The sequence below is a fragment of the Bacillus paramycoides genome, assembly GCF_038971285.1.
GTDB lineage: Bacteria > Bacillota > Bacilli > Bacillales > Bacillaceae_G > Bacillus_A.
On record NZ_CP152427.1, the window covers coordinates 3667726 to 3682195 of the forward strand.

General features: G+C 35.6%; 14 protein-coding genes and 2 pseudogenes. 3 read left to right on the forward strand and 13 right to left on the reverse strand.

The annotated features are described in order from the left end of the window. Nucleotides 1–11: 11 nt before the first annotated feature. From dapG to spoVFB, 3 genes and pseudogenes are all read right to left on the reverse strand, one after another. Nucleotides 12–1244 carry an aspartate kinase gene (gene dapG, locus AAG068_RS18770; RefSeq protein ID WP_342715434.1) on the reverse strand — a complete coding sequence of 411 codons (1233 nt, stop codon included), beginning with the start codon at nucleotides 1242–1244 and terminating at the stop codon, nucleotides 12–14. 23 nt (nucleotides 1245–1267) lie between these two features. Continuing rightward, nucleotides 1268–2314 (reverse strand): aspartate-semialdehyde dehydrogenase, encoded by a 1047-nt coding sequence (asd, locus tag AAG068_RS18775; protein ID WP_342715435.1) that lies wholly within the window; start codon nucleotides 2312–2314, stop codon nucleotides 1268–1270. 150 nt (nucleotides 2315–2464) lie between these two features. Next, a pseudogene (gene spoVFB / locus AAG068_RS18780) lies at nucleotides 2465–2653 on the reverse strand (dipicolinate synthase subunit B); the annotation flags it as partial. Nucleotides 2654–2855: 202 nt separating this feature from the next. Here spoVFB and AAG068_RS18785 point away from each other — a divergent pair. From AAG068_RS18785 to AAG068_RS18795, 3 genes are all read left to right on the forward strand, one after another. Beyond that, entirely contained in the window at nucleotides 2856–3353 is a 498-nt protein-coding gene (locus AAG068_RS18785) for a hypothetical protein (protein ID WP_342715436.1), read from the forward strand. 480 nt (nucleotides 3354–3833) lie between these two features. Next, entirely contained in the window at nucleotides 3834–5243 is a 1410-nt protein-coding gene (locus AAG068_RS18790) for a WXG100 family type VII secretion target (protein WP_342715437.1), read from the forward strand. Between the two features lie 18 nt (nucleotides 5244–5261). Continuing rightward, nucleotides 5262–5561: a contact-dependent growth inhibition system immunity protein gene (locus tag AAG068_RS18795; protein ID WP_000998176.1), complete on the forward strand. Its 300-nt coding sequence runs from the start codon at nucleotides 5262–5264 to the stop codon at nucleotides 5559–5561. Nucleotides 5562–5649: 88 nt separating this feature from the next. Here the strand turns inward: AAG068_RS18795 and AAG068_RS18800 are convergent, their stop codons facing one another. From AAG068_RS18800 to AAG068_RS18845, 10 genes and pseudogenes are all read right to left on the reverse strand, one after another. Continuing rightward, entirely contained in the window at nucleotides 5650–6435 is a 786-nt protein-coding gene (locus tag AAG068_RS18800; RefSeq protein WP_342715438.1) for an N-acetylmuramoyl-L-alanine amidase C-terminal domain-containing protein, read from the reverse strand. After that, complete coding sequence (locus AAG068_RS18805; RefSeq protein WP_342719828.1) at nucleotides 6435–6620, reverse strand: hypothetical protein; 186 nt, start codon at nucleotides 6618–6620, stop codon at nucleotides 6435–6437. Before AAG068_RS18805 ends, AAG068_RS18800 begins: the two co-directional genes overlap by 1 nt. Before the next feature lie 29 nt (nucleotides 6621–6649). Beyond that, nucleotides 6650–7138, reverse strand: a complete 489-nt coding sequence (locus AAG068_RS18810) for a phage holin family protein (protein WP_342715439.1) — start codon at nucleotides 7136–7138, stop codon at nucleotides 6650–6652. A 66-nt stretch (nucleotides 7139–7204) separates the two neighbouring features. Further along, on the reverse strand, nucleotides 7205–7408 hold the full coding sequence (locus AAG068_RS18815) for a hypothetical protein (protein ID WP_342715440.1): 204 nt from the start codon (nucleotides 7406–7408) through the stop codon (nucleotides 7205–7207). 125 nt (nucleotides 7409–7533) lie between these two features. After that, complete coding sequence (locus AAG068_RS18820; RefSeq protein WP_342715441.1) at nucleotides 7534–8040, reverse strand: hypothetical protein; 507 nt, start codon at nucleotides 8038–8040, stop codon at nucleotides 7534–7536. A gap of 37 nt (nucleotides 8041–8077) precedes the next feature. Beyond that, complete coding sequence (locus tag AAG068_RS18825; protein WP_342715442.1) at nucleotides 8078–10051, reverse strand: phage tail spike protein; 1974 nt, start codon at nucleotides 10049–10051, stop codon at nucleotides 8078–8080. Further along, the gene (locus tag AAG068_RS18830; RefSeq protein WP_342715443.1) at nucleotides 10044–10727 is read right to left on the reverse strand and encodes an SGNH/GDSL hydrolase family protein; all 684 of its coding nucleotides are present in this window, start codon (nucleotides 10725–10727) and stop codon (nucleotides 10044–10046) included. Before AAG068_RS18830 ends, AAG068_RS18825 begins: the two co-directional genes overlap by 8 nt. 102 nt (nucleotides 10728–10829) lie before the next feature. Then, entirely contained in the window at nucleotides 10830–12020 is a 1191-nt protein-coding gene (locus tag AAG068_RS18835; protein ID WP_342715444.1) for a hypothetical protein, read from the reverse strand. 13 nt (nucleotides 12021–12033) lie between these two features. Beyond that, nucleotides 12034–12843 (reverse strand): distal tail protein Dit, encoded by an 810-nt coding sequence (locus AAG068_RS18840; RefSeq protein WP_342715446.1) that lies wholly within the window; start codon nucleotides 12841–12843, stop codon nucleotides 12034–12036. Further along, nucleotides 12840–14273 (reverse strand): annotated as a pseudogene (locus tag AAG068_RS18845) (tape measure protein); the annotation flags it as partial. The gene AAG068_RS18840 and the pseudogene AAG068_RS18845, both read right to left, overlap by 4 nt. Nucleotides 14274–14470: the final 197 nt, after the last annotated feature.

Genomic DNA, 14470 nt, shown 5'->3' on the forward strand with positions numbered 1-14470 from the left:
GGTCTCACTCCTTATTGTTCCAGTTGCTTTTCTTTTGAAAGCTCAAACGCACTATGTAATGCATTTACAGCCTCCACTAAATCCGTTTCTTTTACAAGAACCCAAATTGTCGTATGGCTATCTGCCGATTGCAGAATTTGAATACCTTTTTCAGCTAAAGCTGTAACGATTTTCGCAGTAACCCCTGGGATACCTGCCATTCCTGCTCCAACGATAGATACTTTCGCACAATGCTCTGTCACAATTGGCTCATATCCAAGTTGTTTTAACACTTCGACAGCACGAGCTGATACATTATCATTTACTGTGTAAGCTACACCAGTAGGAGAAATGTTAATTAAATCAACACTAATACCTTCGTTTGCCATTTCTTTAAATACATGCTGTTGCAAATCATATGCCGTTTCTTTTGCAAGCACTTTAATTTGCGTTACATTTGATACATGTGCGATACCTGTCACAGGACGTTCTTCTACATCCTGCCCTTTTGTAGCACCATCGTATGCCGCAATAAGTGTACCTTCACTATCAGAATACGTAGAACGTACACGAAGAGGCACTTTTGCATGCATCGCAATTTCAACTGCACGTGGATGAACGACTTTTGCACCTTGATATGCCATGTTACAAATTTCGTTGTACGTTACAGTTTGAAGATGACGTGCATCTTTTACAATGCGAGGATCCGCAGTCATAACACCTTCTACATCTGTGAAGATATCAATAAATTCAGCATGAAGCGCAACACCTAACGCTGAAGCTGAAGTATCGCTACCCCCGCGTCCAAGTGTTGTCGTATCACCTTTTTTCGTTTGCCCTTGGAATCCCGTAACGACGATTACATCTACATTTTCTAACTCTTCATGTATACGATCGCAATTCATTTCAATAATCTTAGCATTTGTAAAATCATCATTTGTTACAAAACCAGCTTGTGCACCATTTAATGCCGCTGCTTTTATACCGTTCTCATTTAACATGTTAGAGAAAACGATTGCTGAGATTAATTCTCCGCATGATAATAACAAATCTTGCTCACGATTAGAAATGTGAGATTCCTCTTGATTTACAAGGCTCAACAAAGTATCCGTTGCATACGGTTCACCTTTACGACCCATAGCAGATACGACAGTAACTACTTTATAACCCGCATCTAGCGATTTTTTTATATGATGAAGCGCATGCTTACGTCCATTTTCATCACGTACAGATGTGCCACCAAATTTTTGAACAATAATTTTCATATTTTGCACCTTCTCTTAGCCGTTTACACTAATTGTAATTTTACTAAGCGCTCTGCAATTTGAACAGAATTCCATGCAGCGCCTTTTAATAAGTTATCAGATACGACCCAAAGATGGAATCCTTTATCGTTATTTAAATCTTTACGGATTCTTCCAACGAATACTTCGTTTTTACCTACTGCAGTAGCTGGCATTGGATATAATTGCTCTTCTGGGTTATCTTGCAGAACGATACCTTCCGCATTTGCAAGTAAGTTCTTTAATTCTTCTACTGTTACGCTTTCTTTTTCTACTTCGATGTAAACAGACTCAGAGTGACCTGATACAACTGGTAAACGTACACATGTTGCCGCTACTTCTAATTCAGGCATATGCATAATTTTTTTCGTTTCATTAATCATTTTCATTTCTTCAAATGTAAATCCATTATCTTGGAACTTATCAATCTGTGGAATCGCGTTGAAAGCGATTGGGAAATGTTTCTTATCACCTGATACAGGTAAAACATTTGCCTTCACTTCTTCACCATTTAAGATTGCTTGTGATTGTTCATGAAGTTCTTCAATCGCTGCCGCACCAGCACCTGATACAGCTTGATATGTGGAAACGATTACTCGTTTTAAACCATATTGCTGACGAACTGGCTCAAGAGCTACTACCATTTGAATTGTAGAACAGTTTGGATTTGCAATAATACCATTATGTTCTTTTAAGTCATTTTCATTTACTTCAGGTACAACAAGTGGCACGTTTTCTGTCATACGGAATGCACTTGTATTATCAACAACAATCGCACCGCGCTTTGCTGCTTCTGGCGCTAATTGTTTTGATACAGATCCACCAGCACTAAATAGTGCGATATCTACTCCTTCAAAACTTTCAGGAGTTGCCTCTTGAACTGTAAATTCTTCGCCTTTAAATACAAGTTTCTTACCTGCAGATCGTTTAGATGAAAGTAACGTTAATTTCCCGATTGGAAATTCTCGTTTCTCTAAAGTATTTAACATTTGTTCACCAACTGCGCCGGTTGCTCCAACTACAGCGACATGAAAAGTTTTTTGCTTTTCCATCACTATGCCCCTTTCTAGATACCAATCCTTCTATAACTTAGAATCAGAAGGAGTATACAATACCCCTTCTAATCTTAATAACGTTAATTTTATCATATTCTACAGTAAGAATGATGGTTTCATCAAAAATTGTCCGTTTTTTTTCGTTTTTTAATTCATATATCTGAATTTTTCTACGACAACCGGTTGCAATTGCTTCCCTTGCAGCGCTTCTAACACTGTATCTTCCAGTAGCTCCATGCGAGCTACCATTGAGTTCGGTTTTTTCTCTGGTGCATCTTGACCGAATGGGACGAAGTAGATGTTTTTTGTTGCCATTAGGCGCATGAGGTTGACGCCAACAGGGTGATAACAAAAGAAGGATTTTTTTATTTCTTCTATTATATATGGAAATCATGTTTTGTTAAATTGTTATAATTTTATATGGAAGAAAAATTTTCTAAGCATAAAGTATTCATTTTATTATTTCATAAACAATCTCTATATCTTTGTTTTTTGATATAATAATACAGTTATTAACATCAACTAGGAGGAACATTCTTTGAAAAAATTAATTATTGCAGGACTATCAATAGGACTTTTAGCTGGATGTGGTTCTACAGATAGCAAGAGTGAAGCTAAAGACAATACAACACAAAGTAGCACATCAGAAACTAGTAATAAAAAAACAAGTAAGTATCCTTTCCCTAAAGATGCCACATCAGTTGGAGAAGGAAAGATAAAAGTTAGTACACCCGCAGGAAACTCTGAAAATGGAAATGCACCAGTTTTATTTGCAAATAATAATGATTTAATGCTGCATCTTGGTATAGATTATGCTAACTTCCAAGGAGACAAACAAACATTTGTTTATGTTGATAAGATTTTCAAAGAAACATTACAAGTCGCAGAATTAACTCAAACGTCAATTATTTTAAGTGAAGATACATTAAAACCAGGGGTACATACAGTTACAGCAGTTCAATTTGAAAATGATGATCCAAAAGGTAAAGTATTAAATTTTATTGAAGCTAAATACGAAGTTAAAGAAAAGAAATAATACATACTTAATATATAATTTCTTTTAGGGGGCATCTTCATGAAAGTTGTACGCTCTATATTTAAAGGCTTTCGTTTAATAGGTTTAATTGTAAAGCCAGTACTTAAAGCATTATCTAAAAGTAAATTTTAAATCTCATAAATATTAAAATCCCCTTCTGCATATAGGTACAAAAGGGGATTTTTTCCAAATTATTCTATTCGTTCTACAGACAGTACTCATAGATAAATAAGAAACGGTGTATATTTACCCTAACATTTATAAAGATGAAAATCAATATATAATTATCTACATATAGAACCAGATAATAATTTTGTTCATAAAACTATTCTTTTGTAAGGAAATATTTAACATATATAGGCTTCATTTACAATTAAGCAGATTCTATTTCACGCGAATATTATTATATTAATCTAAAGTTTCTGTATTTACATTTTTTTCTTTTTGTCTCATAATTTTAATTGAGGAAGGGAGGAAAAAATGGTTCAAATCAAAGTAACACCTGAAATGCTAGAAGAAGTCGCAAATCGTGCAAGTAATACCAGAATCGCATTAGAATCTATACATAATAATTTATGTAATGAAATTGATCATTTGTGTTTTCAATGGATCGGTGCCTCTAATCAACAATTCGTTCAAATGTTCAATGATGCGAGACCAAAAGCTTTTACAGCTATCAATTCAATTATACAAGTGGAAGAGGATTTGAAACGAATTGCCGAAAAATTCCGTACCACAGATGCTTCATATGACGGAAATCTTGAAGAAGGAGCAATGTGTGGTAAGTTAAATAGTGAGAAAAATGATGGATCTTTACGTGACAAGGTTTGGCATGGTCTCAAGGAAACTTATGAGGATCTTAGTAAAGTAAAAAATTCCGATGAGTCTTTATATGATAAATTTAAACATGGTATCGATGTAGCTTATAAAGATGTGAATAAAATAAAAGACACTATAGATGATGAAATCGAATCTGCTTTTGAAAAATCTGGATTAGGTGTCCCCTATCACTTAAAAAAGGGAATGGGCGACGCTATAGGTGATGAATTATTAGGACTTGCAGATGCAGTTATCCATCCAATTGACACATTTAATAACACGATTGAGGCCGTTTCTCACCCAGTCGAGACGTTCAATGCGATAAAACAAACAATTTCTGATTCTTGGAATCGTGATGTTACCAATGGTAACTCGTATAGTGGTGCAGAATGGTATGGAAGCGCGGCTGGTCATACTATATTGGCTGTTGGACAACTATTCGTAGGAACAAAAGGCGTGGATAAAATTGCAATGTTGAACCCTGGCACAAAATTAGCTGAGATTTCACGAACTGCTAATCAAAGCTTGCAAGACGCTGCATCCTTATTCAATCGTAATCGCAATGAGTTTGCTTTAGCTGGTGGAAATAATATACGCTCTGCATTTGATACACCTGATTTTAGAAAAGCTGAAGATACTATTTTATCTGCTGAAAACATAGATAGATCAACTCAATATAGTCCACGTGTATTTGATGGTGATTTAAAGCAACACGAAGACAAAGGTGGACATTTAATGGAAAAGCATGTTGAAATATCTAATGAAGCATTGGCTCAACGCTTAAAAGACGATCCCGATATCACAGGGTCTTCATCTTTTAATAATTTAGAAATAGCCCAAAAAATTGCTGATGAAGTGTTAACCAATCCTCGAAATATACGTAAAATAGAAAGATGGTTAGATGATCCCTACAGCCCGCCAACTCTAGCGTTTAGGTATAGAGGTGATGAAATTATTGGTCGATCTATTGTAAGAGGATCTGAAAATATTTTAGAGGTAACTAATGCTAAAATTATCTTAAAAAAAGACGGACAAGGAAGTTATATTCGAACAGGATATCCCGTAAGATAGAAATTTAGGAGGATACTTATGAATGATAAAGATTATATGTATGAAGAAGTAAGTGATTTTTTAGACGGAACATTTCATCAAGATATGGGAACAGTAGAAAAAGCCTTAAATGAATTTATAGAAGAAGCTCACAAAGTGTGTATAGAAAATACTGTAAAGTACATAACTGAATTTTTAAAAAGTGATTTATCCACGCAAGAAAAAGAAGCGTTCATTGAATATTATACTGAAATTTATTTTCCTTCTTTAAAACTTAATCCTATAGAATGGCTTGAACAAACAGTTGAAACGTTAAAACAAGCATTAAAAAATCATTAGTAAAAATCGACCGCCTGTAATAGGCGGTCTTTTCTTCGTATTACATAACAAAGCCGTCCAATTAAGGGCGACTTTGTTATACATCAAACTATTCTTTTGTATAGAAGTATTTAAGTCCTTTAGCGTCTAACCATGCTGTTGCTCGATCTAGTTCATTACCTTGGCGGTAATTTGTCTCAAATCTTACTAGACCTTGCTTGTCCCCGCCAGAAATGATACGAGATTCATAACCTAGAGCATCCATCATTCCTAACATCTCAGGTACTAATGCTGTCCCAAATTCATACGTAACAACTTTGTTAAATTTATTCACGCTAATCGCCACCCCTTCATTATTTACACTTGATTGAATTGTTTTGCCAACAATAACCTCAGCTACCGCTTTAGCTGCCTTGTCAAAGTTAGCGCGATATTTTTGCATATCTGTTTCATTATCGATAAAGCAAATTTCAGGAAGTAATCCAGTCTTAGTTTTATTAATCCAACCTAAGTCAGTAGAAAATTTAATGCCTCGGTCTCTCAATCCAAATGCGTCAGCCATTGCCTTTGAAATCTTTGCTGCCAATTCTCTATTTCCGTATGAAGGATGTAACCACACTTCACAACCTGTACCGCCTGGAGTGGCATTTAAATGAAACTGTAAATCTACATCACTATCTGCTACACGTAAATGGTTATTTGCTGCATTGCTCCAAACTGCTGTTTTAGTCGTCCCTACCTCATCAGAACAGTTAACATATTTCCATCCTGCTGCTTGTACATAATTCGCTACAGCATCCAAGAAACGTCTATCTTCTACATGCTCAATCCCATATTCACTATTTGCACCTGGAACAAATTCATTATGACCACCTGATCCTGCAAAACAACCCATTATTCAACATCTCCTTTTTTATTCTTATCAGCAAACCATTTGCCAGCTGTAGGATTAGATACAACACCTGCAGCAATCAAAATGTATAGAATCATATCTACGTATTCTTGATATCTTCCTAAATTAAAATGAGGGACAGTATCCATTAATACCATCCCTAACAGTGCGAACAATGCTACCCACAATCCATAATTCTTAAATTTCTCTTGCGTCGTTATTTCCTCCGTTTTCTTGTATCAGAACGTTTTATTTTCGCTTCAATTTCACTTGCTACACTTTCTAATAACCATGTTGGAATCCATCTATCCCACCCGACACGAACACAGTTAGCCGTGAAACTGTTAAAAATGTGATATGTTAAACCGCCAGTTACCATAAAGAAAAAGAAATCAGGTAATTTAAAGGCAATGTCAAACATGTGAGCTAAACACGGCAATAAAAAAAGCACCACGGTACGCGCGATGCCTTCTACTCCATATGCTGATGAATACGATCCGTCTATTTTAGATGCTTTACTTCCTGTGATCCAATCTAATGCAACTACCATCATCAGAATGCAAATCCAGATTAAGTTAGATTTTCCATATATGATACTTAAAAATGTTCCTAATCCCCCGCCAACTAGTGAACCAAGTTTGAATGTTGTAGAGTTAAAAACATCAATTATGTTAAGACTTCTGAAGATATCATGAACTCGCTCCAATTGTTCACCTCCTTTTAAAATAAAAAGAAAGACGATAGTTCGCCTCTCTTTGTTTAGAAATCTATTTTAATTTTGATTTGTTATTCTTTCCTGATAAGTCCACACATCTTGTAAAAGATTTTTACAACTAACAGCTACATGATCATCACTCCAAATGAAACTCCCCGATTTAAATGTAGCTGACATCCTTGAATTATTTTGATAGAGAAATAATTCTCCATCTTTGAATTTACCTTCTTTATACCCGGCAATAACTTCATGTAGCATCATTAATAACGCCCCCTTTAGAAATAAATCTCACTTTTTGATATTACATCAATATATTTCCATTTAGAAGGAGAATCAACTATTTTTCAACAAATATTTTTTCTTTTCTGAACCCTGAAATTTTAGTGTTAATTAGATGTTGTAATTGTTTCGTTTTGGTCTTCCGTTACACCCGTGCCATCGTTTTGTGATCTATTAGATTCTGTTGGAGGAACTGAATCATTTTGTTGCTCAGGTTTTGTTACAGGTGGTTGTTCCGGCTCTTTCGGTTCTTCTTTGACAGGGACAACTTGCTTCACATCGATTCGTGAGAAGATGTAATCACCAATTACGACTGTAATTGTATTATTATTGTTTAATTGCTCGTTTAGATAGATTGGATCATAATCGTTTGTTGTAATCTCAATCACTTTCCCAGCATTTGTATGAACTTCTACCCTTTTAGCGCCTTCCACATCAATGATATTTAATGGAATAATACGTTTAACATCAATACGTTGGATAATGAAATCACCAATTAATACTGTGATTAAATCGTTGTCATTTAGTTTCGTATTCAATGTTTCTGCATTGTATACTTCAGTCTGCACTTTATGCTTTAATCCGCCTTGTGTATGGATTTCAATTGTTTGCATATATTATCAATCTCCTTCTGTATTTTGATGATTTATCTTAATACGTACCACCACTTCTTGATTGAATAAAAAGACGACCTGTAACAGTAGCGTTTATTCTAGCTAAACTATTTGGTGTAATTTTAATTTCCACATAACGGCCACGCTGAAGTTTCCCTTCGCTATCCTTTGCTAAATAAGGAATTAAATTAATATCTTGTCCGCGTATTGAATCAAAAGGTAATATATTCCCATCAACTTCAATCATCACTTTTGATGGAGTTTGATATAATTCGAAAATGCCAAACTCGATTTCATGTGTATGATCTGGCAGAGTTATATTGTGTGTATGATTTGGAATACTGATGTCGTGCGTATGATTTGGAATACTAATGTTATGACTATGGTTAGGAATACTAATATTATGGCTATGATCCGGTAACGATATATCGTGTGTATGATTTCCGCTAGAACCGTGTGTATAGAAACTAGAACCAGTTCCTTTAGCATAAAAGGAGGCTGCTGTATTTCTTCCAGGATCAGAAAAAGCTGTATACAATCCAATAGTTGTAGGTTCAGCAGGAACAATACCACCGCCATGAAACATCTTATGCACATGGTCTCCCCCGCTACTTGATGCTCTCACCGTACCACCACCAGCACTCGTTGAGCTAACATTTGCTCCGCCTGAACTTGTTGAACCAACAGTAGCTCCGCCAGAGCTTGTAGAACCAACTGTCGCGCCACCAGAAGATGTTGAAGCAACAACAGCTCCTCCACCTTTAATAGCTCGCTCATATGCTCTAAATCTTAATGTTTCAAATGTCAGTATCAATTGATTTACATTTTTCACATCATTAGGTATTTGGAACCTTATAATAGCTGGATGTTCTGGGTCACAGTTATCTTGGAAAGGTTGACTATCAATATTAGTTGTTCCTTGGGAATATACCTCGTTCACTTTCTGACGTTTTTCAATATCAGCTTGTATTGTTCCTAAATCAGTTACCTTATTTTCTAAGACAAGCTTTACATCAAGAGGATTACCGGTGACATCATCTTTTTGACGGTCCATTACTCGTAAATCGACATATATATTAAAATCTTCATCGAATAATCGAACTAGCTTGCCAGTCTCATACTTTTCTATTTTGTATGGATCGATCAATTCATAATCTATTGCATCAATTTCATACGTAACTTTTGGCATACACGCTTTTAATAACAGCGCTTTTGCTGAAGCGTAAAGGGTTTTTGGGTCCTCGAATCGTCGATCTACCCAAATATAATCAAACCCATCATGTAACTCTCTGACAAAATCAGGAGCATCAATAAAGGGAAGACCATTATTCACACTTTTTATTGTAAGTTGGTTTACCCCTTCACCATAACCAAGCGGATAAATCCTTGTCATGACATCTTTAGCTTCTACTTTGCGCTTAATCCCCTTCATATTCTTTCGGTATCGAAGTTCACCTGTAATTTCATCGGAATATTTCACGAGATTTAAAGTCCAAGGATAGGAAGTATCGTCCCATGTCCATTGGAATTTCTCGTCAAATGGCTTCGGTATGCTATATAATGGGCCTAATAATGTGTCTTCGTTTTCCCAACTATATTGAAAATATTTTGTAAAATCACATTGACCAAGTTTCCAATGCTTTATCCTTTGTTTGCTAAGGATATACTCAATATTCTCTCTTGTGGTTAAATTAATTCTTTCGTGATAACCAAAAAGCACGCTATCCATTAAAGTGGATAAAACGTGCTCACAGTCATAAGTTATTATTTTTTGACTTACTTCTCTTTCTTCTTCACTATCCATAATACGGAACAAACCGATACGTTTACCGTTTTCAAATATCTCTACGTAATCAAATGTTTGAATTTCTTCTCGCTTAGGATCGGTAAAAGGTAATGAAAAACCCGCCGTCCAAAGTTCATTGAGAGGCGGGCTGTACTTTATGTTATATGCATTTTCAAGATATGCCTTGTGCTGCATTTGTTTGTTGTAGAGTTTTATTTTACGCATAGCTTACACCATCTCTTAATAATGTTAAACCAAGCCCCTTTGCTATAAGTTCAAACATGACCTTATAGCCTTCATCGTTCGGATGTAATCCATCGAATAACAGGGAGTCGATAGTTATGCTTGTATTAACTGCATATTCCATATACCCTTTATAATTCGAAATGTAATCCATCTTAAATTCTTTGGTCACCTGATGAATTGATCTGTCTACATCATCCATTTTGAAATTTCGTACTGGTTCCATATCATTCGCAACAGATACTGGATTTGCCGCCATAACGATTACATCTTTTCCTAATTTACGAATGTATTTAATCAGCTCTCGTTGGTAACTTTTTGTTACAGCTGTTGTTTTAAAATTATGACGGTCATTTGTACCAATTTGCATGATAATTAAATCATCATCAGTTTCAATTAATTGCGTTCTGTTTTGATACAAATACTGAGAGTGTTTACCACTGATTCCGAAGTTTACAACATCAGCTGTTTTAGGAATTTTTAACCCCTGAATATATACCGAATTACCTGAAGCACCAGCATTCCTTCTATTCGTTTCTCGAATTTCTACTAAGTGATCACTTAGAGTTAAACCGGAAATTTGTTTTTCGACGTTATCTGCATACGTTCCGTAGGTATCTAATTCTCCCCACTTAACCCCATCGATATAAATATCCATTATGCCACCACCGCCGACAGTAGCATGATAAATACTGAAATGATCGCCATAAAAAGTGAACTGTATGCCGTTATTTGTTGTTGTATTAGAGAAGAAAGCTTGTCATTTAAACGTTGCTGCATTATTTTCAACAATTTGATGCGTTGCCGCTAAGAAAGCTATGTTGGGGTCATTAACTGAAACATCGAATTCACGGTTGTACTCAGCTAAAATATGATCCCTGAGCATATTAGCCCAACATACTGCAGTCGTAACGTTTGTTTTATACCCGGTATTGCCAATAGGTTTATCTGTAGCACTATATCCTGTGCCACATAACCCAGCCGTAATAGAATCTCCAATTAACTTAATGATTGTTCGAACAAATGGGTTATTCAAGTGTTTATGAATGATTTCCTTAATTGTTAGAATCTCGCCCATTTCTCCTATTACCTTAATAAAGCTTGTATTTTTCCCTAAAGGAACATTGTTGTAATAATAAAATAATAGCCGTTTATTCTTAAATTTAGCCTTGTCATTATACACTTCAAACGAGACTGTATAAGGAGATTTTGTTATATCTACCACAAGTGCATATAATCTTGCGTCAGAAGGGAGATCAATGTAAAGACTTGTACCTGTTTGATTTAAATTAAAAATATCGTTACCCATAGTAGAAAATGTATTGGGTTTAATGACTAGCTTTTTACTCTTCAAATCAACTATAATTTTATCTTTTTCTATAATCGTCGTCTCATACATATTGATACGAGTGTAATCTAGCGTATCTGAGGCGATATTGGTATTTGTAACGATTATTTTTCTATCGGTTAAATAGTTGTAATTGTCGTCATCACTAATAAATGTAATGAATTCAAAGTTTGAACCGTATACTTTCTTTGCATAAAGACGAACAATTGATACTTCATTATCTCCTACCAAAGTAAATCTTTTACAACTTAATTCACTTGTACGATGGTTATAAACCAATAAATGTAGTGCCCCATCATCCACTGGATCAGGCAAAGGTATTTCAACCTGTGTAGGTGATATATTAAATGCATATTTCTCTAAAGCTATATAACAATTCCTTAGAATCGTGATTTTTCGAGTTTTATAGTTAACTTCAATGTAATTCCTATTAATTACTTGAGCTTCAGGAACATTCAATTTTTCAAAGTTAACAGCGTTATCAGCGATTCGTCCTCTTGTTGCTGGTTTTATCGCTTCATTGGCATTATCAATCGCTTGGTTTATTTTCGGATAGCCTGTTTTTAGGGTATCCTTTGGTAATAACTTAGGCGCATCAGCCATATCCTTCACCACCTTATATATATTTAGCGCGGTATTTGAATGCAATGTTTATATTGAGGTTGGAACCGCCTATTTGTATTGCATTAGCGCCTGGCATAAGTTCTAAATTTTCTAAGTTACCTTGAAGTTGAAATAAGAAGTTCTGTCCATTTTTTATTGCTGCGTATCGATCTGCATCGATTAAAAATGTTGAATTTGTAAAACTTCCAAAAGAAAAACTCTCGCCATTAATGATGAGAGTTAAAGCTGCAGCATCGCCTGTAATTTCAATGATTGGTCTAACAACCAAAGAACCTTGGTTGTCTATATTTAATATTTGTGGGGCTGTAATCGTATAAGAATTAGCGCCAAAATCAAAAGTGATATCCGACATGAATGGAATTTCGTCCTCCCACAGGATATCCTTATCGCTTTCTATAACTGAATAAGCATGTGGATCATAGGCTATCATAGGTAATTCAAACTTACCCATCCTTAAATAACGTTCAATCGGCATTGAGCCACTATATCTAGCTAGATAATATTTATCTGGTTCGTAATCATAAATCAACTTCACTTCTTTTGGCTTGCCATAAGGATTAATAAAGACAGCTACCATTTTTCTGATAGCTGCCGCTAATTGATATCTATCCTCTTGTGGTTTAATAATTAACGGCAAGTTAAACTCTAAAGGATCTATGTCCGAACCAAAGTAATAAGCACCAGGACGACCTGGAATAGAAACAGTATAGTCGCGAATTGGTGGAGCTGCGGGATGTTGGAATCCAGGTAAAAGTGCTAAACCTAATTGTTTTAAAGGTTTTCCGTCTATCGTTAAACTCACAGTTGTCCCACCCTTCTTCCTGATGCCTTCACATATTTTCCTAGTTCTACTGCTAATTTTTGTACATCCGCTTCTTCTCTAATTACGAATGTTGAACCTCTAAACATATCAGCAAAGTTATAGGAATCAGATTTACTAGCGTTTGTAGAGGAAGCTCCATCCGTATTTGCTGCATTACGACTCATCGCTTGTGAACTACTAGCCATACTGCCATATACATTACTGATGACACTCTTCAAACCAGATAATTCTTTCATAGAATTAGCCATTGAATAACTCATATCACCTATTAATCGACTCATAGTGCCTGTAATGCCAAGGGACTTTTCGCTTGAGGATAAAGGTGTTACAGAAACACGATTACCTCTCTTAGTAAATAACTCTGGTCCAGCTTCACCAGCAATAAACGATCCGTCACCAAGAACATGTCCACCTGTCGCTAACATTGGGATTGTAGGGATATTCGGTTTGCTTCCACCTGCAAACGGAACCCAATCCGGCATTTCTATGCTGTTAATCCCTTCTATTAATCCATTAATCATTGAAATTACGGCATTTATCGGTGCTTTGGCAGCTGCTTTTATCCCATTAAAAACTCCATCAAAAATCTGTACTATTCCTTTCCAAGCTTTGTCCCAGTCTCCTGAGAAAACACCAGAAATGAAGTCGATAATCCCATTTAGAATAGGTTTTAAAACAGTATCCCATACAACTCTGATACCATCGAACGCATCTGATACAACGCTACCAATAGCACTAAATACAAATTTAAAAGCCGGCAAAAGAACATTTTCTATAATCGATGAAATTTTTGAGAAAACAGGTGATAGTATTTCATTCCAAACTCGCTGGATAATTGAAAATGCATCTTGAACAATATCTTTTATGAGTGTAAATCCTTTATCAAATACTGGCTGTAACGTCCCAACAATTATGGCTACTATTTGATCTATTGTAGGTTTGAAATATTCGTTGTATATGGCCATTATTTTATCGCCGAATAATACCCATATAGCAATTAATCCTGCAATTGCCGCAACTACTAAAGTAATTGGGCTTGTTAGAACAGCCATAACTCCTGCAAATGTTATAGCACCGGATGTGGCTAAGAATATTACCGGAGCAAGTGCTGCGCAAATACCAACAAGTATACCAATTGCAACTGTTATAGCTGTAATTGCCGCCGTTAACACTGGATGAGCTGAAATAAACCCAGCAAATGCAGATACAACATCAGCTACTGTGAGCAACACTGGTTCAAGCGCTTCTTTTAAATCGTTCATCGCTTCTTTCCACTTAACCATTGGTGATGCGTCCATTTTACTTGCGGATTCTTGTAAATCATCTATTCCTTTTTTTAAGTCAGCTTGTTTTTCTTCGGTTTGTAAAATTGTATTTATGATTTTTTGACCTTGGTCTTCCCACATTGTCATTTTGTTATCGTAAAGGCTTTTTATCCTCTACTTCTTGCACTTCATATTAATGCAAGTTCGGCATACGTTTTCACTGATAAAGTGTCGCGGTCTCGTGGAGGGATTATATCTTTTCACCCTCTATGCTCTGCCCCTGACTATACTTTGCATAGCCTTCGGTTCAAATTAGGATTCGCACCCTCTTTGCTTCATAC

Excerpts from the sequence above, each read along its gene's own strand:
- dapG (WP_342715434.1), bottom strand. The coding sequence starts at position 1,244 with ATGAAAATTATTGTTCAAAAATTTGGTGGCACATCTGTACGTGATGAA.
- asd (WP_342715435.1), bottom strand. The coding sequence starts at position 2,314 with ATGGAAAAGCAAAAAACTTTTCATGTCGCTGTAGTTGGAGCAACCGGC.
- AAG068_RS18790 (WP_342715437.1), top strand. The coding sequence starts at position 3,834 with ATGGTTCAAATCAAAGTAACACCTGAAATGCTAGAAGAAGTCGCAAAT.
- AAG068_RS18795 (WP_000998176.1), top strand. The coding sequence starts at position 5,262 with ATGAATGATAAAGATTATATGTATGAAGAAGTAAGTGATTTTTTAGAC.
- AAG068_RS18800 (WP_342715438.1), bottom strand. The coding sequence starts at position 6,435 with ATGGGTTGTTTTGCAGGATCAGGTGGTCATAATGAATTTGTTCCAGGT.
- AAG068_RS18815 (WP_342715440.1), bottom strand. The coding sequence starts at position 7,408 with ATGATGCTACATGAAGTTATTGCCGGGTATAAAGAAGGTAAATTCAAA.
- AAG068_RS18820 (WP_342715441.1), bottom strand. The coding sequence starts at position 8,040 with ATGCAAACAATTGAAATCCATACACAAGGCGGATTAAAGCATAAAGTG.
- AAG068_RS18825 (WP_342715442.1), bottom strand. The coding sequence starts at position 10,051 with ATGCGTAAAATAAAACTCTACAACAAACAAATGCAGCACAAGGCATAT.
- AAG068_RS18830 (WP_342715443.1), bottom strand. The coding sequence starts at position 10,727 with ATGGATATTTATATCGATGGGGTTAAGTGGGGAGAATTAGATACCTAC.
- AAG068_RS18835 (WP_342715444.1), bottom strand. The coding sequence starts at position 12,020 with ATGGCTGATGCGCCTAAGTTATTACCAAAGGATACCCTAAAAACAGGC.